This is a genomic window from Pseudoduganella sp. GW821-FHT11H04 (genome assembly GCF_058807935.1).
Window position 1 is genome coordinate 301,367 of sequence record NZ_JBXARE010000006.1, and the last position, 22,816, is coordinate 324,182.

The 22,816-nt window shown below is 62.7% G+C and carries 20 protein-coding genes; 10 read left to right on the plus strand and 10 right to left on the minus strand.

Annotation, left to right across the window (positions count from 1 at the left end):
• Positions 1-3 precede the first annotated feature (3 nt).
• From AC1RTP_RS16215 to AC1RTP_RS16225, 3 genes are all read left to right on the plus strand, one after another.
• Positions 4-570 carry a YceI family protein gene (locus AC1RTP_RS16215; RefSeq protein WP_498608658.1) on the plus strand — a complete coding sequence of 189 codons (567 nt, stop codon included), beginning with the start codon at positions 4-6 and terminating at the stop codon, positions 568-570.
• Between the two features lie 192 nt (positions 571-762).
• Entirely contained in the window at positions 763-1,173 is a 411-nt protein-coding gene (locus AC1RTP_RS16220) for a PEGA domain-containing protein (protein ID WP_498608659.1), read from the plus strand.
• 42 nt (positions 1,174-1,215) lie between these two features.
• Complete coding sequence (locus tag AC1RTP_RS16225; RefSeq protein WP_498608660.1) at positions 1,216-3,369, plus strand: Lnb N-terminal periplasmic domain-containing protein; 2,154 nt, start codon at positions 1,216-1,218, stop codon at positions 3,367-3,369.
• A 4-nt stretch (positions 3,370-3,373) separates the two neighbouring features.
• Here the strand turns inward: AC1RTP_RS16225 and AC1RTP_RS16230 are convergent, their stop codons facing one another.
• Positions 3,374-4,471 (minus strand): hypothetical protein, encoded by a 1,098-nt coding sequence (locus AC1RTP_RS16230; RefSeq protein WP_498608661.1) that lies wholly within the window; start codon positions 4,469-4,471, stop codon positions 3,374-3,376.
• 130 nt (positions 4,472-4,601) lie between these two features.
• Between AC1RTP_RS16230 and AC1RTP_RS16235 the strand changes: the two genes are divergently transcribed.
• Positions 4,602-4,871 (plus strand): GlsB/YeaQ/YmgE family stress response membrane protein, encoded by a 270-nt coding sequence (locus AC1RTP_RS16235; RefSeq protein WP_498608662.1) that lies wholly within the window; start codon positions 4,602-4,604, stop codon positions 4,869-4,871.
• Between the two features lie 188 nt (positions 4,872-5,059).
• Positions 5,060-7,222: a S46 family peptidase gene (locus tag AC1RTP_RS16240; protein ID WP_498608663.1), complete on the plus strand. Its 2,163-nt coding sequence runs from the start codon at positions 5,060-5,062 to the stop codon at positions 7,220-7,222.
• A 118-nt stretch (positions 7,223-7,340) separates the two neighbouring features.
• Here AC1RTP_RS16240 and AC1RTP_RS16245 read toward each other — a convergent pair whose 3' ends face one another.
• Positions 7,341-7,664, minus strand: coding sequence for a DMT family transporter (locus tag AC1RTP_RS16245; protein WP_498608664.1), 324 nt, complete (start codon positions 7,662-7,664; stop codon positions 7,341-7,343).
• The gene (locus AC1RTP_RS16250) at positions 7,661-8,278 is read right to left on the minus strand and encodes a glutathione S-transferase family protein (RefSeq protein WP_498608665.1); all 618 of its coding nucleotides are present in this window, start codon (positions 8,276-8,278) and stop codon (positions 7,661-7,663) included. Before AC1RTP_RS16250 ends, AC1RTP_RS16245 begins: the two co-directional genes overlap by 4 nt.
• A gap of 91 nt (positions 8,279-8,369) precedes the next feature.
• Here AC1RTP_RS16250 and AC1RTP_RS16255 point away from each other — a divergent pair, with 91 nt between their 5' ends.
• Genes AC1RTP_RS16255 through AC1RTP_RS16275 form a run of 5 tightly spaced genes read left to right on the plus strand, consistent with a single transcriptional unit; the run spans position 8,370 to position 14,115 of the window.
• Positions 8,370-9,269, plus strand: coding sequence for a LysR family transcriptional regulator (locus AC1RTP_RS16255; RefSeq protein WP_498608666.1), 900 nt, complete (start codon positions 8,370-8,372; stop codon positions 9,267-9,269).
• 51 nt (positions 9,270-9,320) lie between these two features.
• The gene (locus tag AC1RTP_RS16260; protein ID WP_498608667.1) at positions 9,321-9,884 is read left to right on the plus strand and encodes an NADPH-dependent FMN reductase; all 564 of its coding nucleotides are present in this window, start codon (positions 9,321-9,323) and stop codon (positions 9,882-9,884) included.
• Between the two features lie 37 nt (positions 9,885-9,921).
• A complete protein-coding gene (locus AC1RTP_RS16265; RefSeq protein ID WP_498608668.1) occupies positions 9,922-11,631 on the plus strand; it encodes a M14 family zinc carboxypeptidase in 1,710 nt (569 codons plus the stop codon).
• Between the two features lie 10 nt (positions 11,632-11,641).
• Positions 11,642-13,798: an FUSC family protein gene (locus AC1RTP_RS16270; RefSeq protein WP_498608669.1), complete on the plus strand. Its 2,157-nt coding sequence runs from the start codon at positions 11,642-11,644 to the stop codon at positions 13,796-13,798.
• A gap of 8 nt (positions 13,799-13,806) precedes the next feature.
• A complete protein-coding gene (locus tag AC1RTP_RS16275) occupies positions 13,807-14,115 on the plus strand; it encodes a YkgJ family cysteine cluster protein (RefSeq protein ID WP_498608670.1) in 309 nt (102 codons plus the stop codon).
• Here the strand turns inward: AC1RTP_RS16275 and AC1RTP_RS16280 are convergent.
• From AC1RTP_RS16280 to AC1RTP_RS16310, 7 genes are all read right to left on the minus strand, one after another.
• On the minus strand, positions 14,084-14,899 hold the full coding sequence (locus tag AC1RTP_RS16280) for a hypothetical protein (protein ID WP_498608671.1): 816 nt from the start codon (positions 14,897-14,899) through the stop codon (positions 14,084-14,086). The genes AC1RTP_RS16275 and AC1RTP_RS16280 overlap by 32 nt on opposite strands.
• A 12-nt stretch (positions 14,900-14,911) precedes the next feature.
• Positions 14,912-16,336, minus strand: a complete 1,425-nt coding sequence (locus AC1RTP_RS16285) for a sensor domain-containing diguanylate cyclase (protein ID WP_498608672.1) — start codon at positions 16,334-16,336, stop codon at positions 14,912-14,914.
• A 2-nt stretch (positions 16,337-16,338) separates the two neighbouring features.
• Complete coding sequence (locus tag AC1RTP_RS16290) at positions 16,339-18,288, minus strand: S9 family peptidase (RefSeq protein ID WP_498608673.1); 1,950 nt, start codon at positions 18,286-18,288, stop codon at positions 16,339-16,341.
• 4 nt (positions 18,289-18,292) lie between these two features.
• Complete coding sequence (locus AC1RTP_RS16295; RefSeq protein WP_498608674.1) at positions 18,293-19,768, minus strand: APC family permease; 1,476 nt, start codon at positions 19,766-19,768, stop codon at positions 18,293-18,295.
• Positions 19,769-19,885: 117 nt separating this feature from the next.
• Positions 19,886-20,998: an NADH:flavin oxidoreductase/NADH oxidase gene (locus AC1RTP_RS16300; protein WP_498608675.1), complete on the minus strand. Its 1,113-nt coding sequence runs from the start codon at positions 20,996-20,998 to the stop codon at positions 19,886-19,888.
• Between the two features lie 212 nt (positions 20,999-21,210).
• The gene (locus tag AC1RTP_RS16305; protein ID WP_498608676.1) at positions 21,211-21,723 is read right to left on the minus strand and encodes a DUF1993 domain-containing protein; all 513 of its coding nucleotides are present in this window, start codon (positions 21,721-21,723) and stop codon (positions 21,211-21,213) included.
• A gap of 58 nt (positions 21,724-21,781) precedes the next feature.
• Positions 21,782-22,771, minus strand: coding sequence for a succinylglutamate desuccinylase (locus tag AC1RTP_RS16310; protein ID WP_498608677.1), 990 nt, complete (start codon positions 22,769-22,771; stop codon positions 21,782-21,784).
• Positions 22,772-22,816: the final 45 nt, after the last annotated feature.

Below are 22,816 nucleotides of genomic sequence, written 5' to 3' on the forward strand. Positions count from 1 at the left end.
ACCATGAAGCTGAAGTTCCTGACCGCCGCACTGCTGGCCGTATCCGCTGTTGCCGCCAACGCCGCCAACTACAACATCGACCCATCGCACACCTTCCCAAGCTTCGAAGCCGACCACATGGGTCTGTCGGTATGGCGCGGCAAGTTCGACAAGACCAACGGCACGATCCAGATGGACCGCGCAGCGAAGACCGGCACCATGGACATCACCATTGACGCAGCGTCGATTGATTTCGGCCTGGACAAGATGAACAGCCACGCCAAATCGGCCGACATGTTCAACGTCGAGAAATTCCCGACCGTGACCTACAAGGGCAAGCACTTCGTATTCGAAGGCGAGCAGCTGGTGGCCGTGGAAGGCGAACTGACCATGCTGGGCGTGACCAAACCGGTCACGCTGAAGGTCAACAAGTTCAAGTGCATCATGCACCCACGCTACAAGCGCGAAGCATGCGGCGCCGACGCCACCGCAGAATTCAAGCGCACCGACTTCGGCCTGAACTACGCCACTCCAACCTTCGCTCCCGAAGTGAAGCTGGCAATCCAGGTAGAAGCCATCAAGGCCGAATAAAAATGTCCACCATGGGGTCAGGAACTGAAGTGGACATTTCCTGCAGAAATGTCCACTTTAGTTCCTGACCCCGAGGTGGACAGTGGCCGCCTACAACGCGGCCACTTTCATTTCCAGCAAGCAATCAGGTTGCATAGGTTATAATTTTGCGCCCCGCAATTTTGCGGCAAAAATAACAACCTGAAAGCGAAGATGAAGCAGAAAATGTTTGCGGCCGCCCTCGGCCTCGCCCTTCTTTCCGGCTGCGCCAGCATGCAGACCGGCACCACCCAGGAAGTCAAGATCAGCTCCAATCCGGACGGCGCCGACGTGTACGTTGCCGTCATGAGCACCAAGAACAACCAGGTTCAGTACGTGAACAAGGTCAAAGTTGGCCAGACTCCGCTGACCGTGCGTGTGGCGCGTAAAGACGGCGTTGTGATCCTGGAAAAAGACGGCTTCCAGCAAACCATGGTGCCGATGAACCGCGGCATGAACCCATGGGTCTGGGGCGACATCCTGCTGACCAGCCCGCTGAGCACCTCGATCGACACCTCGACCGGTGCAGCTTATGAATACGACCCTGGCGAGTACATGGTCGACATGAAGCCAGCCACCAAGTAATTCCCCGGCGGCCAGCGCACCTGGCCGCCAGCAAGTCCCTCCATGCGTTTCGCCCTCCTGCTGCTACTGACCATTACCCAAGCCGCCCAAAGTGCGCCTTGCGGATGCCCCGCGCCTGAAACCCCGGTCCAGGCCGATGCACAACGCCGGCTGCGCGACTTCGCCCTGTTCAATCATCGCCGCATCGTCGATGACCTTGTGCGCCGGGAAGGCATTTACCTCGACACGCTCCTCGAAGCCCTTCCGCAATGCATGAACCGCAGCGCACAAATCAGCTGGCTGCGCCAGCTCGCGGCCGACACGCCAGACACTGCCGCCTTCGCCCAGCGCCTTAGCGCCTGCCCGGCAGTGCCCCTGCCGCCGCCGACGACCATGCCGGAGGCGGCAGCGGCCGGACCGCAGCAAGCCGCGGCGGCGGATATTTCCAGCCTGGCAAATGCGCCGGGCTGGCTGGCCTTGCTGCATTACCGCAGCACTGGCAGCGGTCAATGGCAAAGCCAGGCCGACCAGCCAGGCTTCTTCCTGACCGCCGGGGGCCGCTCCGCGCCGCGCGACGAACTCAGGGCCGCACTTGAAGCCATGCAGTCGGAAGGCCGCGCAGCCTTCGCCTGCCGCTTTCCCGCGCGCTACGAATGGTTGCGCCGAAATGCAGGCTTGCCGTCATTGCCTCCCGCAACTGAGTTATGCCCGGAGCTGGCTGCATGGCTGGGCCAGTTCCAGGGCCAGCGCATCAGCATCAATTTCGCCTCCAGCTACCTGGAAAACCCTTCGTCGACGTTCGGCCACACCTTCCTGAAAGTGTTCCGGCATTCCGGCGCTGAACTCCAGAGCCGGACGATTAATTACGCCGCACGCGCCGACGAACGCGTGAGCGAACTGTCCTTTATCCGGCGCGGCCTGCTGGGCGGCTTCCCCGGCGTGGCCGATGAATTGCCGTATTACCGCCGCCTGCGCATCTACACCGAAGACGAAGGCCGCGACATCTGGGAATACGAACTCTCCCTCGATCCAGGCGAATTGCAGCAATTGCTGCTGCATGCCTGGGAAACCAAGGATGGAGTATTCAACTACTACTTCATCGACGAGAACTGCGCCTACCGCACGCTGGCCCTGATTGACGCAGTGCGCCCCGGCCTGAAATTGCTGGACCATTTCGGGGTGGCCACCGTGCCGGTCGATACCATCCGCGTGCTGCGCGAGAATGGCCTGCTGGCCGCAACCTCCGTTTGGCCCGCCTTCCCCAAACAGCTGCGGCATCACCAGCAGCAGATGCAGGCAAGCGACGCCGCCCTGGCCTTGCGGCTGGCGCAAGGCCAAATCGCCCCGGACCAGCTGGACGTGGACGAGGCGACGCGGCGCGCCGCCATCCTGCAGCTGGCCTATGAGTTTGCATCGGTCGAGATCAACCGCGACCGCTCCGACCGGGCGACGCGCAAGGACATCATCAACGCCATCGCGCGCGCCCGCTTTGAAACGGATGCAGCCAGCCCCCTGCAAGCGCCACCGACACCGCCCAACCCCGAGTCCGGCCATGAAGGCAGCCCTGCCATGATCGGCGCCATGCGGCGCGCCGGCAGCAATGCGCTGACGCTCTCGTGGGCCGGCTTCCAGCACACGCTCACGGACCGGCTGCAAGGCTTCGAACCACATGCCGCAATCACGGTACTGCAGCCGGAAGTGGTGCTCCAGCCCGGCCACGGCCCGCAGCTGGAAAGCATAGCGTGGTTATCCGTGCAATCCACCATTCCAGTGTCCGCACTGTACACGCCGCGCGCATGGCGGCTCGCCGTCAACACCAGCCGCAAGCCCTTTGAGGATGGCCGCCATATGGCAAGCACGCTGTCCTTCAATGGCGGGCGCGCCTGGAGTATCGGCAACATCGACTTGAGCTTTTCCCCAGGAGTTGCGCTCGAAGCCAGCCGCGCCTTGCCGCACCAGGCGGCGCTGGCAGCTACCGCCTGGCTGGCGGCCAGCCGGCAGGGTACCGGCTGGAGCGCCATTCTGGAAATGGATGCCGGCCGCTTCGTCGCAGGAAGCAAACTGCTGCGCACCCAGTCGCGTGCCGAATTTGCGTGGCACCTGTCGCGCAATGACGCGCTCGTGCTCTCCGCAACACGGGAAATCCACCCGGGCCGGCAAACGGAAGTGCGGATCGCATACCGCAGCTTCCGCCGCCTGCCTGGCGTGTGGCGCTAAGCGCCTAAGGCACTTCCTTTTCGTAGGCTGAGCGCACCGCGTGGCGCGCGTGCTCCCACTCCATACGCGACCTGCCCTTCACGGTTTCCCAATCCCGTCCCAGCTGGTTTTCCAGCTCGTTCCACGTGCCGCGATAGCGCTGGCGCGCAGTGTAACCGAGCATGTAGGCCGGCTCATAATCGTCGTAGTCGAAATTGGGATCGAAGTAGGCTTCGTTCCGGTAGTGGTCTTGCCAGTAGACGCGCTCCTCGCTCGGGTTGAGCAAGGTACCGATGCCCTGGCCCGCCAGCCCGCCAGCCAAAGCGCCGATCGCGCCGCCGGCTGCCATGCCAAGCGGACCCGCCGGCGTACCGGCAACAATGCCGGCTGCAGCGCCGCCAGCGCCCCCTACACCGGTGGCGAGGTTGTGGTCTTCCTCATTGTCTTCCAGTTTCGGGTTGACGATTTCCGCCGCGCCCTTGCCGACAAAGGCCCCCGCCACGCCGCCAATGATGGCGCCGGCCACCATGCCTGCGGGCCCGCCCGGCGAACCGGCCGTTGCGCCAGCCAGCGCGCCGCCCGTGGTGCCGAGGCCGACGCCGATCACGTGCTCGCCCTCACCTTCCTTCCAGGCCTGCTCGATGTCGGCCGCGTCGACCGAGTCGCGCACATTCACGCCCATCAGGATGCCGCCGCCACGGATGCCTTCTTCATAGTGCTTGATGCGCTCTTCCGGAATGCCGGCGCCGATCAGTGCGCCCACCAGGCCGCCCGCCACGCCTCCAGCGCCAGCACCAGCCAGCGCTGCTGCAAGAGGGCCGGCCACCACGATGCCCAAGCCCGGCAGCACCAGCGTGGTGCCCATCGCCGCCACCGCGGCCAGCGCCGCACCAATCGCGCCGCCGACGCTGGCGCCAATGCCGGCGCCCTCCCCGGCTTTCGAACCCAACTCCGTTTCCGACGATCCGCTGAAATAACGCTTGCGGGTATCGTCGCTCATGACGACATTGATATCGTCCTTACCATAGCCGCGGGAGGTGGCGTGCTGCCAGGCACGCTCGGCGCTGCTGCGATCGCGGAACAGGCCGGTTACCATGCGGGATTGCTTGTCTGCAGTATTCATGGGAATTCCCCCTTTTTGCATGAGTCGAGGACACGATAGGCCGCGGCGCACCCCAAATCTGTACGTTGGCGCACCGAATTTCGGCGTGCGTATGTTCTACACTGGAAGCATCAACAATAAGGGGGCGGACATGAACTTCATTATCTGGATCGTGATTGGAGGCGTGCTTGGCTGGCTGGCCAGCCTGGTAATGAAAACCGACGCTCAGCAGGGCATGTTCCTGAATGTCGTGGTGGGTATTGTCGGCGCCCTGCTCGGCGGCTGGCTGCTGTCGCCGCTATTCGGGGCGGGCACAATTAATGCGGACGATTTCAGCGTAATGTCGCTGGCGGTTTCTTTCCTTGGGGCATTGATCCTGCTCGCCATCGTCAACCTGGTCTTCCGCGGCCGCGTCAGATAGCCCACAAAGTTCCTCACAAACCAGCGCCGCGGCGCTGGTTTTTTTTCGCCGTCGCCAGGGCCAAAGTGCTGCACCGCAGCAACATGAGGCTACATTTTGGGAGTTGACGCCAGCCCCCACCATGCCGATACTCTAGGTCGCCTGCTGGCCCAGCCTGCCGGGCCACCAAATCAACCAATTCGAGACCCATGAAAAAATCTCTCCTCGCGCTCGCCATCCTGAGCACCACCTCCGCAGCCTTCGCAGACGAAGGCATGTGGATGCCGCAGCAGCTGCCACAAGTAGCCAAGCAACTGAAAGCCGCCGGCCTGAAGCTGGACCCAGCCTCGCTGACCAAGCTGACCGAGTTCCCGATGAACGCCATCGTGAGCCTGGGCGGCTGCTCCGCGTCCTTCGTGTCGCCGCAAGGCCTGGTCGTGACCAACCACCACTGTGTGTACAACAGCGTGGCGGTCAACTCCACCAAGGAACGCGACCTGCTGGCTAACGGCTTCGTAGCCCACAACTTCGGCGAAGAACTGCCAGCCTCCCCAGGCAGCCGCATTTTCGTCACCAAGGAAGTGCTGAACGTCACCGACAAGATCATCACCCCGGAAGTGGCCAAGCTGCAGGGCAAAGCGCGCGTGGACGCGATCGAGAAGAACCAGAAAGCCCTGACCGCCGAATGCGAAAAGGATGAAGGCCACCGCTGCACCGTGTCTTCCTTCTACGGCGGCCTGGAGTACTACCAGATCAAACAGCTGGAAATCCGCGACGTGCGCCTGGTGCACGCACCGGCAGCCGGCGTCGGCAAATTCGGCGGCGACACCGACAACTGGATGTGGCCGCGCCACACCGGCGACTACGGTTTCTACCGCGCCTACGTGAGCAAGGACGGCAAGGCCGCCGACTACTCCAAGGACAACGTCCCTTACGAGCCTAAGTCCTACCTGAAGCTGGCCAAAGAAGGCGTAAAAGAAGGCGACTTCGTGATGGTACTGGGCTACCCAGGCCGCACCAACCGCCACCGCCTGCCATCCGAAGTGTCCACCACCTTCGGCTGGGAATACCCTGCCTTCATCCAGAACTCCAACGAGACCCTGGCCATCATCGACCGCGAAACCAAGGGCGACCGCGATGCGGCCCTGAAGGTAGCCGGCCAGGTAGCAGGCATCAACAATTACTACAAGAACCGCAAGGGCATGCTGAACAGCTACGAGGGCAGCGACATCCTCGAGCGCAAGACCAAAGAGCATGACGCCCTGAAGGCATGGGTCAACGCCGATGCCAAGCGCAAGGCCGCCTTCGGCGCCGACCTGGAAAACGTGGAGAAGCTGATGGCCCAGCGCACCGCTGAAGCCAAGCGCGATTACTTCCTGGACCGATCCTCGCCAACGCTGCTGAACGCCGCGCGCATGATGTACCGCCTCGCCAACGAGAACACCAAGCCTAACGCCGACCGCAAAGCAGGCTACCAGGAACGCGACGCCAAGCGCATCAAGGCTTCCATCGAAGGCGTGAACAAGACTTACGTCGCCAAGGTGAACAAAGCCATCGTGCTGAACAACATGAAGCACTACGCCGCGCAGCCAGCGTCCGAGCACAATGCAGTCTTCGACGCAGCAATGGGCATCAAGGCAGGCATGAACGAAGCCGAACTGACCGCAGCGCTGGACAAGCTGTACGCCGGCTCCAAGCTGGAAGACGCAGCCTTCCGCACCGAATGGCTGGGCAAATCGGTAGCCGACTTCAAAGCCAGCGACGATGCCTTCATCAAGGCCGCCGTCGCCCTGTACGACGACGCCATGAAGCGTGAAGCGGAAGAAGAAGAACTGGGTGGCAAGATCCAGCAAGCCTACGGCAACTACATGAAGGCCAAGATCGCTTACATGAACTCCAAAGGCCAGGCTGTGTACCCGGACGCCAACAGCACCCTGCGCGTCACCTTCGGCAAGATCGCCGGCCGCGACACCGGCGCCGACGGCACCTCCGGCTGGACCGCCTTCACCACCGTGGCAGGCGTGAAAGCCAAAGCCACCGGCGAAGGCGAGTTCAATGCACCGCAAGCGCAGCTCGACGCGATCAACAAGAAGGAATTCGGCAAATACGTCGATCCGAAGCTGAAGACGGTGCCGGTCAACTTCCTGGCCACGCTGGACATCACCGGCGGCAACTCCGGTTCCGCAGCACTGAACTCGAAAGCCGAGCTGGTAGGCCTGGCGTTCGACGGCACCCTGGACTCCATCATCTCGGACTGGGACTTCAACAAAGCCAAGACCCGCGACATCCAGGTCGACCTGCGCTACATGCTGTGGAACATGAAGTACATCGACAAAGCCGACAACCTGCTGAAGGAAATGAAGGCCGAGTAATCCACGGCCCAGCCCGTGTTCCACCTTGGGGTCACACCCCTTTTGGGACACGGGCACAAGCATTTCACGGCTGAGCCCGTGTCTCATTTCGGGTGTGACCCCAAGGTGGGACACGGGCTCAGCCGTTTGTGAGCTTGAGGCCGGCGATGCTGGCGATGATGGCTCCGATTAGCAGCAGCCGTAGCGGTGTGGCGCTTTCGCCGTAGGCTACGATTCCTACCAAAGCGGCGCCCGCCGCGCCAATCCCTGTGAAGACCGCAAACGCTGTGCCGACTGGCAGCTGGCGCAAGGCCATCGTCAGTAGTACGATCGCGCCGTTGGCGAAGGCCAGGCCGGCGAGGCTGGGCCAGAGCCGCGTCCAACCTTCGGCGTGCTTGAGCGCGACCGCCATGGCGATGTCCACCAAGGCTGCTGCCAGCAGCAGCAACCACGCCGTGATCATGGCTTGGCCGACGCCAGGCCGCGTTGCACGGCGGGACGCGCTTCAATGCGCGCTACCCAATCAGCCACCGCGGGGTAGTCGAATAGCGTAACGCCCAATTCGTGGTGCGAGCGTATCCATGGGAAGCTGGCGATATCGGCAATCGTGTATTCATCTCCCGCCAGGTATGCCTTGTCGCGCAGGCGTTCTTCGAACACGCCCAGCAGGCGCAAGGTCTCGCGGCCGTAGCGTTCGAGCGCCTGTTCGTTCGGTTTGCCCTTGCCCGCGCCCGCGCTATGGCGGAAATACCATAATTGCCCCAGCATCGGCCCGATGCTGCCCACCTGCAGGAACAGCCATTGCAGCGCTACGCTGCGCGCTTCGCCGGATGCCGGCAGCAACATGCCTGCCTTGTCGGCCAGGTGGATCAGGATGGCGCCGGATTCGAAGATTGGCGTCGTTTCATCCACCAGTAATGGAATCTTGTGGTTCGGGCTCATTTCGCTGAACGGCGGCTGGTGCTGCTCACCGGCGGACAGGTTCACGTGGTGCACCCGGTGCGGCAGGCCGAGTTCCTCCAGTGCGATGGTGATCTTCTGCCCGTTGGGGGTATCGGCGGTGTACAACGTCAGCATGGTCGGCTCCTCGAGTGTTTTGACTGGACCCAGTGTATGCGCCGCAAAAACGCATTAAAATTCCAGAAAACAGCGGAACGGTTACGCAAATATGCAGAAGCTCGATTGGGAAGACCTGCGCTACTTCGCCGCCGTCGCGCGCGGCGGTTCCATCTCGGCCGCGGCACGCGAGCTGGCTGTGAATCATTCCACCGTGCTGCGCAGGCTGGATAGCCTGGAGCAGTCCCTCGGCGTGCGCCTGTTCGAGCGCCTGCAGTCTGGTTATGTAATGACCGGCGCTGGCGAAACCCTGCGCGGCCGCCTGGGGCCCATCGAGGAGGAAATCGGCAGCGCCCAGCGCGAAGTGGGCGGTCTCGATGAGGAGCTGCGCGGTTCCATCCGCCTGACCACCACCGACACCCTGGCGCATGGCCTCCTGATGCCCTACCTGCAGCGCTTCCAGGATGCGCACCCCGCCGTGCAGCTGCAGCTGGTGGTGAACAACAGCTTCCTCAACCTCACCCAGCGCGAAGCCGACATCGCCGTGCGTCCGTCGAATACGCCGCCGGCCAACCTGGTCGGCCGCAAGGTCGGCGCAGTCGCGACCGCGCTGTATGCTTCCCACGCCTACCTGCGCCGCGCCGAGCGCGAAGGCATCGCACGCGACGACTGGCCCGCGCACCGCTGGGTGGCGCCGGACGATAGCCTGTCCCACCTCGCCGCAGCCCAGTGGCTGGCCGAGCGCGTGCCGCCATCGCAAGTGGCGGTGTGCGCCGACAGCCTGATCACCATGGTGGATGCCGCGCGCAACGGCATGGGCGTGGCGCCCCTGCTTTGCCTGCTGGCCGATCGCGAGCGCACGCTGGAGCAGTTGGCGCCGCCCGATCCGTGCTTCCACACCCAGCTCTGGGTGCTGAGCCATCGCGACTTGCGCAACGTGGCGCGCATCAAAGCCCTCAGCCAATACCTGTATGACGCGTTACGCCAGGACGCGCATGTTTTCCCCGCTTGATGTACATTGTCATTCCGACATTCCCTCACTTCCACAACAATGGAGCCTCACATGACCAAGAAAATCGCCCTCATCGTCGGCAGCCTGCGCAAGGATTCACTGAACCGCAAATTCGCCAACGCGCTGGTGGAAGTGGCGCCCGCTGAACTGCAATTCGAATTCGTCGACATCGGCGACCTGCCGCTGTACAACCAGGACCTGGACGACGCCCACACCCCGCCTGCCGCCTGGACCGCCTTCCGCGACAAGCTGCGTTCCGTGGACGGCATCGTGTTCGCCACCCCTGAATACAACCGCGCCATGCCGGGCAGTCTGAAAAACGCTATCGACGTCGGTTCGCGCCCTTGGGGCAAGAGCATCTGGGCCGGCAAGCCGGTCGGCGTGATTTCCGCCTCCATCGGCGCCGTGGGCGGTTTCGCCGCCAACATGCAGGTGCGCCAGTCCATGGTGACCCTGAACGCGCCGACCATGCCTGGCCCTGAGGTCTACATCGGCAACGGTTCCGCCCTGATCGGCGAAGATGGCAAGGTCAATAACGAAAAGACCAGGGAAGTGCTGGCCGGCTGGGCTGCCGCTTACGCCAAATGGGTGGAGGCCAATGGCCATAAGGCTTAATTCAGGGCTGAAGTGGTAAAATCGCTGATCCCCCTACATGCAGAAGACTGAGATCCAGACCATGCAAGAAATGCTCACGCCTTACGAAAAAGGCAACAAGAACCAGACTACCCTCTGGACCGAGTGCATCGCCTTCTACGAAGAACTGGCACGCCGCTTCCCGAAAATCCTGAAGTTTGAACAGGCAGCCGTATCGGACGGCGGCATCCCCCTGCATGTGGGCGTGGTCAGCGCCGACGGCGTTTTCGACCGCGAAACGATTAAGCGCGAAGGCCGCACGGTCTTCTTCAACAACAACGGCATCCATCCTGGCGAGCCGGAAGGCATCGACTCCTGCATGGCCACGGTGCGCGACATGTGCTTCAAGCCGGAGCTGCTGGCCAGCCTGGGCAAGACCGTGCTGCTGTTCGTCCCGATCTACAACGTGGACGGCTGCCTGAATCGCCAGAACACCTCGCGCGCCAACCAGGACGGCCCGGAGATGTTCGGCTTCCGCGGCAACAGCCGCCACTTGGACCTGAACCGCGACTTCGTCAAATGCGACACGCTGAACGCGAAGTTCTTCAACCAGCTGATCACCGCCTGGGATCCGGACGTGATGGTCGACACCCACACCTCCAACGGCGCCGACTACAGCTACACCATGACCCTGATCCACACGCAGTGCGACAAGCTGGGTGGTGAACTGGGCGAATTCCTGCGCGACACCATGCTGCCGCAGATTTACGAAGACATGGCCGCTGCCGGATGGCCGACCTGCCCTTACGTGAACCCTGTGGTGGAAACCCCGGACGACGGCATCGCCGACTTCCTGGAAACCGCGCGCTTCTCGACCGGCTTCACCGCGCTGCATAACATCATCGGCTTCATGCCGGAGACGCATATGCTGAAGCCATACGCCGACCGCTACGACTCCATGCGCGCCCTGGTGGACACCGTGCGCAACTTCACCGTCAAGCACGGTGAACAAATCAAGGCCATGCGCGCCGCCACCAAAGCCGCGCAGCGCAAGCAGAAGGAGTGGGCCATCACCTGGCGCATGGATGAAGAGAATCCAGGCAGCTTCCACTTCAAGGGCTACGAAGCGCAGCACAGCCCATCGAAGCTGGGCGACTACATGCGCTTGTCCTACGACCGCAGCAAGCCGTGGTCGCGCGACATCAAGTGGTTCAACCGCTTCCCTGCCGACACCTTGGTCAAGACGCCAAAAGCCTACGTGGTTCCGCAGCAGTGGCGCGAAGCGATCGAGCGCCTGCAATGGAACGGCGTGCAGATGACCCGCATCGAAGCACCGACCACCGTGCAAGCCCAGTACTACCACATCAGCAACGTCGTCTCGCGCCCGACCGCCTACGAAGGCCATATGTTCCACGACGAAGTGGAAGTCGAAAAACGCGAAGCCACCTTTGAACTGAGCGCCGGCGACTGGTACCTGTCGCTGGACCAGGACAATGCGCGCTACGCCGTTGAAACCCTGGAACCGCAAGGCCACGATTCCTTCTTCCGCTGGGGCTTCTTCAACTCCGTGCTGGAGCGCAAGGAGAACATCTCCGACTACGTGTTCGAAGACCTGGCCGCCGACATCCTGGCCACCGAGCCGGAAACCAAAACCTTGTTCGAAAACTGGAAAGCCGCCAACCCGGCCCTGGTGAAGGACAAGGACGCAGTGCTGCACTTCATCTTCCACAACTGCCAGCGACAGCGCGAGCCTGAATGGCGCCGCTACCCTGTCCTGTCGATTGTGTAAGACGGGGACCATGCACTACGCACTAGACCCCCGCACCTTCTTCTACAGCCATTACTTCCACCTGGGCCTGCGCTTCGGCGCCGGACTGGTGGGCGTTATTGCGCTGGCCTTGTGGCTGACGGACATCCATATCGCGATGTCGATCGGCATTGGCGCCCTGTGTACGGCGCTGATGGACATGCCAAGCCCGCTGCGCCACAAGTTCAACGAGATGATGGCATCGGTGCTGCTTTGCACCGCGGTCACGCTGTTGATCAGCCTTTGCGGACCGTATTACTGGCTGATGATGCCGATGCTGGTGGTGGTGAGCTTCTTCGCCAGCATGATGGTCGTGTATGGCAAGAAGTCAATGCCGCTACAGCTGGCGACGCTGTTCATCATGACCATGTCGACGGAGCATACGCTCACGCCGGCGCAATCGTTCGCACATGCCGGCCTGTTCATGCTCGGCGCCCTCGCCTACCTGGCCTACGCAATGGGCATCGCCTATGTGCTGCGCCACCGCATCAAGCAGCAGGTGCTGGCGGAAGCGCTGTTCGAGCTGGCGGCCTATATCGACATCAAGGCCGACTTTTACGACTCGCGCTACAACCTCACCGAGCAGTTCAACAAACTGGTGCGCCACCAGGCTTTGCTGGCCGACCGTCAGCAGGCTTCGCGCGACCTGATCCTGCGTGCGCACAACAACCGCAAGGACGCCGTCGTGGTGCAGATTCACGTCTGCATGCTGGACCTGTACGAACAGATCCTGGCCACGCATACCGACTACGCGGCGCTGCGCACCCACCTGCTCGATTCGCCTGCCCTGCGCACCTTGCATGACCTGGCGTACAAGGCAGCGCGCGATATCGAATCGGTGGCTTATGCGGTGACGCGCAAGCGCGCCTCCTATCCGGAAGTCGACTACTCGCCGGAGCTGATGGCGCTGGAGCAGCAGATCGCCGGCCTGCAGGACGACCTCGACGCGGGCAAGCCGCGCCGCGAAGCCGTCACTGTGCTGCGCGCCCAGCGCAACAAGATCACCGCCATCATCCGCATGATCGGCGAGCTGCACGTGTCGAGCCAGAAGGTCTACGAAGACACGCCGTTCTGGCGCGATATGGATATGCAGCCTTTCCTGTCGCAGCAGAAGTACGAACTGCAGCTGATGGTGTCGCACTTCCGCATGGATTCGCCAGTCTTCCGCTTTGCCTTGCGCGTGTCGATGGCGATTGCGGCCGGCCTGGCGATAGGCGCCATGCTGCCCTACCAGGCGCACAGCTACTGGATTGTGCTGACCATCGTGATCATTTTGAAGCCAAGCTTCAGCATGACCAAGCAGCGCCGCTCGGACCGCATTGTCGGCACCATCATCGGCTGCATCATCACCGCCGTCGTGCTGAAGTTCATGCCCCACCCGGCGGCGATCCTGGCGGTGCTGGTGCTGGCCTCCATTGCCACGCCGACCTTCATCTACCTGCGCTACCGCTACGCGGCGATCGCGGTGTCGGTGATGATCCTGCTGTGGATGTATCTGGTGGCGCCGAGCAGCAACCTGATTTCCGAACGCCTGGTCGACACCTTCGTCGGGGCTGCGATTGCAACCGCCTTCAGCTTCGTGCTGGCGAACTGGGAATATCAGTCGCTGCCGCACCTGGTCAAGCTGGTGCTGTCGGTGAACCTGAGCTATATGGAGGCGTCCTTCGACCTCCTGCAGGGCAAGTATCGCAATGACTTCATCTACCGCATCCAGCGCAAGCGCCTGATGGAAACCCTGGCTGCGCTCAGCGCCGCCCTGGTGCGCATGCTGGACGAGCCGGAGAGCAAACAGCGCGCTGCGGAAGACATCAACCTCTTCATCGTGCAGAACTACCTGCTGGTGGCCCACGTGGCAGCGCTGCGAGCCATCCTGCGCCGCCATGTGCGCGATATCCCGAGCGATGCCGTGAATGCGATGCTGGAAACGAGCCACGCCACCGTATGCCGCACGCTGTCGGTTGCCCTGTCGCGCCATACCGGCGCGACGCCGCCTGCCGCCCCGCTGCGCCGTGAACCGGCGGCCGAGCCGGAAGTCGCCTGGTCAGGCTGGCCGCTGGTGCAGCGACGCATACGCCTGCTTCAGGCAGATGCGGATAAAATCATCGTTCACAGCGAAGCGATTGTGCGCAACGTTGCCAACGGTGATTAAGGTGAAGGATGTCCCACTGCCAGAACTGCGGCGCATGCTGCGCCAGTTTCAGGGTATCGTTTTATTGGGGTGAAGAGGTGCCGGCGCACCTGACGATCCCCATCACTCCCCACCGTGCCGCCATGCGCGGCACGGACGTGCGGCCCGTGCGCTGCATCGCACTGGAAGGGAAAGTCGGCAAGCAAGTCGGCTGCAACATCTACTCCCAGCGCTCATCCACCTGCCGCGAGTTCACCGAATACACCCCCGAATGCAACAAAGCCCGCGCCATGCACGGACTTCCGTCTATTCAGGCTGAGCGACGTACAGCCTCTTAGCCTTCACGTCGAACACCACGCGGTGGCTGCGGAAGAATGGCGCACCGAGGATGCCGTCGAACGGAGCGCCATCCAACTTGAGGCGATAGATTTTCGTGGAGAAGTTGAGCGTGCCGCTGATGTCACGCAGCTCGCAAGCCTGGTTCGTATCGCATGCAACGCCTTGCTTGATCACGTTGACCTGAGCACCGGTATCCAGCACGAACTTGAGCTGCTTGCCTTCCGCCAGCATGATCAGCACCGGTCCCTTGCCGTCGTATTGCAGGTCGAGCGCGCGCCATTTCGGCAGGCCAAGCTGGGCGACTTCTTCGGCATCGAGGATCGACATCGTGCCCTTTTTATAGTCGAACATCAGCGGAAAATTCATAAAGGCCGCAAGGCCGATCGCTCCGCCGGCGCGTGCCTTGGTCAATTCGGCTTCAGGGCCTTCGGGTGCGCCGCCCCACTGCGTGTGGACCTGGCCTTTTACCGGCGCGAGCAGGGTCGAACCTACAACAACCTTTTCCGCTACGACGCGGGGCACTTCATAGAACTTGCCTTGCAGGTCCTGGAACTTCTGCTTTTCGTCGAGCACCGTCACCGAGCCTGACTGTTCGATCGTTGCGGCGGGCAGCGAAATGCCAAGGCGGCCGCCCGAATCAAACATGACGCGGGCCTGGGCTGCGCCGACCGAAATATTCATGAACGGAATTCCGTTGATGAATTCAAGTGGCACCACGTCTGCCGCCGTGGCAGCCTGCTGGCTGATTGCTGCGGCAAAGATAAAGCTTGAAAGAATGCGCAATATATCCTCTGGTTAAACGAAACAAACTCGGTTGCGGCCGGATTCCTTGGCACGGTACAACAGCGCGTCGGCTTTCTGCAGCATGGTTTCCGCGCTGCCGGCGGCGATGTCGGCGTAGACGCCCATGCTCATGGTGACCTTCAGATCAGGATGCACTTCGTGCCAGGGGAAGGCTTCGATCAGGCCGCGCAGCTTGTCGCACAGGGCCGCAGCTTGCGGGCCGGCAGTTTCGGGGAAAGCCATGACGAATTCTTCGCCGCCGTAGCGCGCTACCAGGTCGGACAGGCGCATATGCGTGCGCAGGATGTTGCCGACGTGGCGCAGCACGATGTCGCCGATGGCGTGCGAGTAGCTGTCGTTGATTTTCTTGAAGTGATCGATATCGCAGATCACCAGCGCCAGCGGGCGCTTGTGGCGCACGGCCTGGTTGAACAGGGTGTTGGCCTGTTCGTCGAAATGGCGGCGGTTGTACAGCTGCGTGAGGGCGTCGCGAATACTGAGTTCGCGCAGTTGCTCCGCCTGCTCAAGGATCGTGGTGTGCGATGTGGCCAGCTGCGCGCTCATCTCGTTGAAGGCGGCTGCCAGCGCGGCGGCCTCGTCGCGGCCTTCGACCGGCACTTGCTGGAGCAGCTCGCCTTTCTGCATGCGCTTCACGGCCTTGGTGAGGCTACTGAGGCTGCGCGACAGGCCGCGGCTTAGCAGCACGCCTAGCAGCGTCGCCAGGCCGGCTGCGGCTGCGATGCCCCACAACAGGGAGTTGTACAACGCGTCCAGGTATTTCTGCTCTTGCGGCGAAGGGGCCAGCTTGCCATCCGCCGACATGTAGGCAACGGTCTGATTTTTCACCACGATAGCGCGTGCTGTCGCGCGCAGGTTTTCAGGCAGCGGGTCCCCGTGACGGAATTGACCGCCCCCGAGCAGGACGCGGTAGCCGGCATCGGTCAGGATGAAACGGAAAGGCGGCGGTCCGTCGCCGCGACGCGGTGGCGGGGGACGGTCCGGCGCGCCGGGGTCTTGCCCGCCTAGCATCCCGCCTGCCAGCCGCACGCCGGGCGGGGGAGGCGGGCGGCCGAAGTCTTCGTCCGGGCCGTGCGGCGCGCCGCCTTCACCCGGCAGGGGCGCGGCGAAGCGGGCCTGGTTGTTGATGCGCGGCGGCATGCGCTCCAGCATTTCGCTGGGCAGCTCGCGGCCTGCGGCGCGCTCGCCCTCCTGCCGCCGCACGAAGCGGTCGAACGATTCCGTCGCGACGGCTGTATCCCAGTCGCCGTACTCGGCCAGGTAGGCCGACATATAGGTGTAGAAATGCTCCGCCGCTTGCTGGCGCCGCAGCGAATCAACCTTGTAATTCACGCCGACGTAGGCGACGCCGCCCACCAGCGCAACAGACCCAAGCCCTGTCGCCAGCAGGGCCGCCATCAGTTTGTACCGCAAACGCATTGTTACTGGCCCAGGTAGCGGCCGAACCACTCGATCGTGCGCTTGCGCAGGTCCTGCTGGTGCTCAGGCTTGCGGATGCTGTGGCCTTCGCCGTCGTAGATCACCAGCGAAGACGGCACGCCCATCGCCTTCAGTCCATGCCAGAATTCCATCGACTGCGCCGGCGGGCATTCGACGTCGCGCTCGCCGACATACACCAGCGTTGGGGTGCGCGCCACCTTGATCGAATCGATCGGCGACAACTGGCGGTAGATCGCCGGATCGTCATATGCCGATGCGCCGAAGTACGGAATCATCCATTGGTCGATACCGTTCTGTCCATAGTACGAGATCCAGTTCGAGATACCGGCGCCCGCAACAGCGGCCTTGAAGCGCTGCGTATGCGTCACGCCCCACATGGTCATGAAGCCGCCGTAGGAATGGCCGATCAGCCCCATGCGATTGGTATCGACCGGCGCCGCAGCGGCAACGGCGTCGATGCCTGCCATGATGTCGCGCAGGTCGCCGCCGCCGAAATCGCGGCGGTTGGCGCGGGTGAATTCCTGGCCCTGGCCAAAGCTGCCGCGCGGGTTAGGCAGAAAAACAAAGTAGCCCTTCTCCGTCAGTTCGCGCACCAGGGGATTGCCTTGCTCTCCCGGCGAAACATAACGCGGCGAGGCGGCAGCGGCGGGACCCCCATGCACTTGCACAATCAGCGGATACTTCTTGCCTGCTTCCGTTGCGCGCGGGCCGATCAGCCAGCCCTGCACATTGAAGCCTTCATTCTGCCAGTTGATGTTCTGTACGGAGACCTGCGGCAGCAGGCTGCCGTTGTCGTCGGTCACAGCGCGCATGGCCGCAATCGGGCCGGTCACAATGGCCGGAGCGTGCTCGAAATCCTCCTGCGCCGCCGCGGCTTTGCTGCCGTCGGCGCTGAAGGACATACGACCATCCGCAGCGCTGGTGGAAGCGGCGACAGAGCGCAGCACATTGCGGTGGCCTTGCAGGTCCAGCGACACCACATTGGCCTTGTCGCCCATCAGCGCAGTGCCCAGCAAGCCCTTGCCGCGCCATGCCAGCGCATTGAAGCTGCCCTTGAAGCCTGGGGTCAGGTTGACCGGCTCGCCGCCCGCCAGCGGAACGGTGTAGACATCGCCGCCGATCGAGCCGAAATCGCTCATCAAGCCGCCGATGAAGGCCACGGTGCGGCCGTCCGGCGACACGCGCGGCATATTGGCCTGGGTGGAAGGACTCGCCACGATGCGCAGCGCACCGCTGGCCGCATCGACGTGCGACAGCTTGGCAACCCACCAGTTGTTATCGCCATTGCCCTTGGCGCTGGTGGCGATAAAGCCCTTGCCGTCCGGCGTCCAGTCGTATTCGTAGACGAAGGTGTCTTCCGGCGACACCAGCTTGAAGTTACCGCCCTCGGAAGGAATGATGGCGATGCGCTGCGCGTCATCGTCGGAGCCGATCTCGCCGATCTGGCGCGCGCCCGCCGCCGTGGCGCCGGTTTCCTTCTTCGCGCCGACAGTTGCCAGCATGGCCAGCGTGCGTCCGTCCGGCGACCAGCGCGCGGTGCTCGCCACGCCCTGCAGGGTGGTCAGCGAGCGGGTTTTGCCGCCGGTGGCGACATACAGCCAAGCAGATCCTGCCTTGCTGTCGGTGGCGACGAAGGCCAGCGACTTACCATCCGGCGACCATGACGGCTTGTCATAACTGCATGTGGAGCATGGATCGAATTCGGAGGCGATGGCGCCTGTCGACGCGTCGCGCACCACGATAGTGGAGTGCGGACGCTTGCCGTTGCCGGTGTCGATGGATTCCAGCGACACGATACGGTCGCCGGCTGGGGAGATTGCTACCGAGCGGTAATCACGGATCGCGATTCCGGAAGATGCAGCCTGGGCAACCGCCCCAGAGATTATGGCCGAAGCCAGGAATACTGATTGGGCGATTGCTTTGACCTGCATGTATTTACACCTTGTTAAGTCGCGAGTTTCGAATACCGTAGATGAAATAGGTTAGCACTGCTACGACCATCCAGATAGTGAAAATTACCTTGGTGGCGTGCGAAAGATTGATCATCAGGTAGCCGCAAGCCAGGATGCTCAGGCCCGGCACGAAGTATGGACCGAACGGCACGCGGAAGCCGCCTTTGACATAGGTACCCGCAGCGCGTTCCTGCGAACGCAGCACCGGCACCGCAATCGACACCACGATGAAGGCGGTCAGGGTGCCCATCGAGACCATATCCCACAGGAAGGTCGAATCGACCAGGCCTGCCACAATGCCAACCACCAGGCTGACGATGACGGTATTGGCAACCGGCGAGTGCGACTTGGCGTTCACTCGCTGGAAAGCCTTTGGCACCAGGCCGTCCTTGGCGATGGCATACAGGATGCGGGTCTGGCCGTAAATCGTCACCAGGGTCACGGAGAACACCGAAATTACGGCGCCTGCGGACAGGATCAGTGCAGGCCATGCCTTGCCGGTCACGTTCTGCAGGATCACGGAAAGGCCGGCGGCCTGGCCTTCGAACTTGCTCGCCGGCTGGGCGCCCATCGCGGCCATGGCGACCAGCATGTAGAACACAGTCACCAGGATCAGCGCGGCGATGATGCCGACCGGGACGTTGCGTTTCGGGTTGCGTACTTCTTCACCTGCGGTAGCAATGGTGTCCAGGCCGATGAAGGAGAAGAACACGGTGCCTGCTGCGGCAGCAATGCCGCTCGCACCCGGCAGCCATTCGCCTGGCGTGTGCTTGAGGAACGGGGTGAAGTTATTGGTGTCGAAGCCGGTGAAGGCGATGGCGCAGAAGAAAATCAGGATCGCCAGCTTGATCATCACCATGATGGCGTTGGCGGTGGCCGACTCCTTGGCGCCGCGAATCAGCAGGAAGCAGCACAGCGTCACCAGGATCACCGGCGGCAGGTTGAAGTGACTGGTATTCCACACCGTGCCCTCCGGCGTCGAAACGATCATCGGCGAGCGCAGGGACTCAGGAATCTGCCAGTGGAAAGCGTTGATCAGGAAGTTGTTCAGGTAATCCGACCAGCCGATCGCTGTCGCACTGGCCGCCAACCCGTATTCGAGCAGCAGGCAGAAGGCAACAATGAAGGCCATGAATTCGCCCAGCGTGCGGTAAGCGAAGGAGTAAGCCGAACCGGCGGCGGGAACGCGGAAGGACAGCTCGGCATAGCACAGCGCGGTCAGGCCCGCGGTCAGTGCCGCCAGCAGGAAGGAAAGCACCACGGAGGGGCCGGCTTTCGGCACCGCTTCGACCATGGTGAAGAAGATACCCGTGCCGATTGTCGCGCCGACGCCGATCATCGTCAGGGAAAACAGGCCGATGGAGCGGCTCAGGCCCTCCCCGTGCAGGCTCGTGCCGGCATCCGTTTCCACCGGGATCGGCTTAGTACGGGTCAGCTTCTGGACCAGCGATTGATTCACAGGCATATCCTTCAGGGCAAAAAAACTCCACGATTATAAGACTTCGCAGATGCGGCACCTAAAGGATTTTGATATAGGAAAGGCAAGCGTGGCGGGCGCCCCACGGCGCCCGTACTTTTAGCGCTGGCCGAGGCGCGTATCGCCAAACAGGTTTTTCAATTCGCGGGGCTGCGAGCGCCAGTACTGCGGCGGTGCAGCAACCTGCGCGCCTAATGCGGCAGCGGCGTGCCATGGCCAACGCGGGTTGTACAGCATGGCGCGCGCCAAGCCCACCATATCGGCCTGGCCATTGGCAATGATCGCCTCCGCGTGCAGGGGTTCGGTGATCAGTCCCACGCCAATCGTTGGCATGCCCGTTTCGGCCTTGATGCGCTGCGCAAAATGGACCTGGTAACCGGGGCCGAGAGGGATCTGCTGCAGGGGCGAAACGCCGCCGCTGGAGACGTGGATAAAGTCGGCGCCGCGCTGCTTCAGCTGCTGCGCCAGCACGACGCTTTGTTCGATGTCCCAGCCGCCTTCCACCCAGTCAGAAGCCGAAACACGCATACCGACCGCCATTTCGGGCGGAACGGCGGCGCGCACCGCGTCGAAAATCTCGAGCGGGAAGCGCATACGGTTCTCCAGCGAGCCTCCGTACTGGTCGCTGCGCTGGTTGGATAGCGGCGACAGGAACTGGTGCAGCAAGTAGCCATGGGCGCCGTGCAGCTCGATCGCTTCGATGCCCAGGGCAAGCACACGCAGCGCGGCACTCACGAAATCCGCCTTGACCTTGGCCAGGCCGGCTGCGTCGAGCGCCAGCGGCGCCGGGTCGCTCGGCCCGTGCGGCAGCGCGGAAGGAGCGACGGTCTGCCAGCCGCCCTTTTCTGGCGGCACGGCTTGCCCGCCTTCGAAAGGCGGCGCGCTGGATGCCTTGCGGCCTGCGTGCGCCAGCTGCACGGCAAGCCTGATCGGCGCATAACGGCGGATCGCCTGCACGATAGGGGCAAGCGCCTGCTGGTGCGCAGCCGACCACAGCCCCAGGTCGGCGGCCGAAATGCGGCCCTCCGGCGAGATCGCGGTCGCTTCCAGTATCAGCAAGCCGGCGCCGGACAGCGCCAGGTGGCCGTAGTGGATCATGTGCCAGTCGGTGGCCAGGCCGTCGCAGGCGGAATACTGGCACATGGGGGCAATCGCAATGCGGTTCGCCAGCTCCAGCGAACCCAGTGCGTATGGGGAGAATAAATGGCTCATGTTACAAGTAGATACTATTGATACAGGCTTACCGCTAGTTTGGCGCAGCAGGCGTTGATAATCTGTGACGCATGCACTACCGCCATTGAAAAGGAGCCAGCCATGTACAGAAAAATCCCTACCGTTTCGTCCCGCCTCAATCCAACGAAGGCCTTTTCCGTCGGCGTGCTCCTGATGGCAATGGCAGTAACTTACGCCATGCGCATCAGCTTTTAACCCTCATACGGACCCAGGAAGTCGATCTTGCCGATCTTGACTCCCTGGTTCCGCAAGATGTCGTGCAGTGTCACGACATGGAAGTAGAAATTCGGCAGCGCGAAAGTCAGCAGATAGCTCTCGCCAGTGAAGGTTGGCTTGAAGCTGCCGAAACTCAGTGCCACCTCGCGCGTTTCGCTGTTCGCGAAATGCTCCTCCCCCACACTCTCGATATAGGCGATCGTGTTCGCGATGCGCTGTTGCAGCTGCTCGAAACTGGCTTCGTTGTCGGGGAATTTCGGTGCGGCGACGCCGCTCAGGCGTTCGATGGAGAGTTTGCTGGTATCGCTGGCGCGCTGCACCTGAGCGGTCAGCGGCAGCATATCGTCGACCAGGCGGGCCGACAGCAGTGATTCGGGGACTTTACCGCTTTCCTCTGCGTAGGCTTCGGCCTTGCGCAGCAAGTCAGCCATCACTTTCAGGCCGCGCACGAAGGTTGGCGCGGAAACTTTGTACATGGACAGGGACATGCGCTACTCCTTTCCGGTGAGTGTACCGGCCAGTGTAGCGCAATCCTTTCGCCGCTGCTTAGCGTACCCGCGTAACCATCATGCCGGCCCGCAGGCCAATGCGGACGTCGGGGTTGGGGAAGACCACCAGCTCTTCGTCGTGCTCTACGGTGTAGACGGTGTCGCCATCGCGGGCGATCTCGTCACCCTTTTTCAGCGCGGTGAAGTTTTGGGTCTCTTTGCCGAACGCCATCTTGAAGTTGTCGCTCAATTTGATGATGTTCCGGGCGACCTTGAAGACGTGCGGTGCATGCGCTGCCTCTGCGGCAGGCTCGCCGCGCAGCAGGCGGCTGAGCGCCACGCGTGCTTCTTCGAATTGCGACAGGTCGTTCTGCCCCAGGGTGCCAATGCGACCCAGCTCAATCGTGGTGCCGGCGGCGGCGTGGTGCTCGGCGCTGTAGTAGCTGTAGGTCCCTGCGGAAGCCGGGTTCATGATGATGGCGCCGATGGCCGCTTCACCCAGCCAGCCGATCAGTTGCTCCTTGGCTGCATCGCCGATCAGGTCGGGGACGATGGCGAAGGTTGGGTACACGCTTGGGCGGATTGCGGTGTGCAGGTCCAGGTGCCAGCGTTCCTTGCCAGCGTTGGCGAAAAAGTCGCTCGTCGCGGCGATCATCACGTCGGCACGCGCGGCTTCGGCGGTGCCGGCCAGGGTGCCGCGTTCGGCGCGGAACATGCGGTTCAGGTCTGCGTCGATGAAACGCTTGGCCTGGCGGATGGCGCCGATGTTGCCGACGCAGAGCATCAGGTCGACTTTCAGGGCTTGCGGCTCCTGCGCCAAGGCGTCGAGCAGGTAGGCTACCAGCTCGATTGGGCCGGTCTCGTCGCCGTGCACGCCGACTGAGACCAGCACCGCCGGACGGCCTTGCTGCTTCCTGCGGATGGTGAGTATGCCGTCGGCGGGTTGGCCTACCTTGTAGCCGGCTTGCTCGAAACTGCGTGCTACCGCGCTGAAATCGGCTTCAGCGAGGGCGCGGACTGCGGGGGGGAGGGTTTGGGTTTCTGCCATTCTGTTGCTGTTCTTGTCTATTCCGCCAACCCCGGCAAGCCAGGG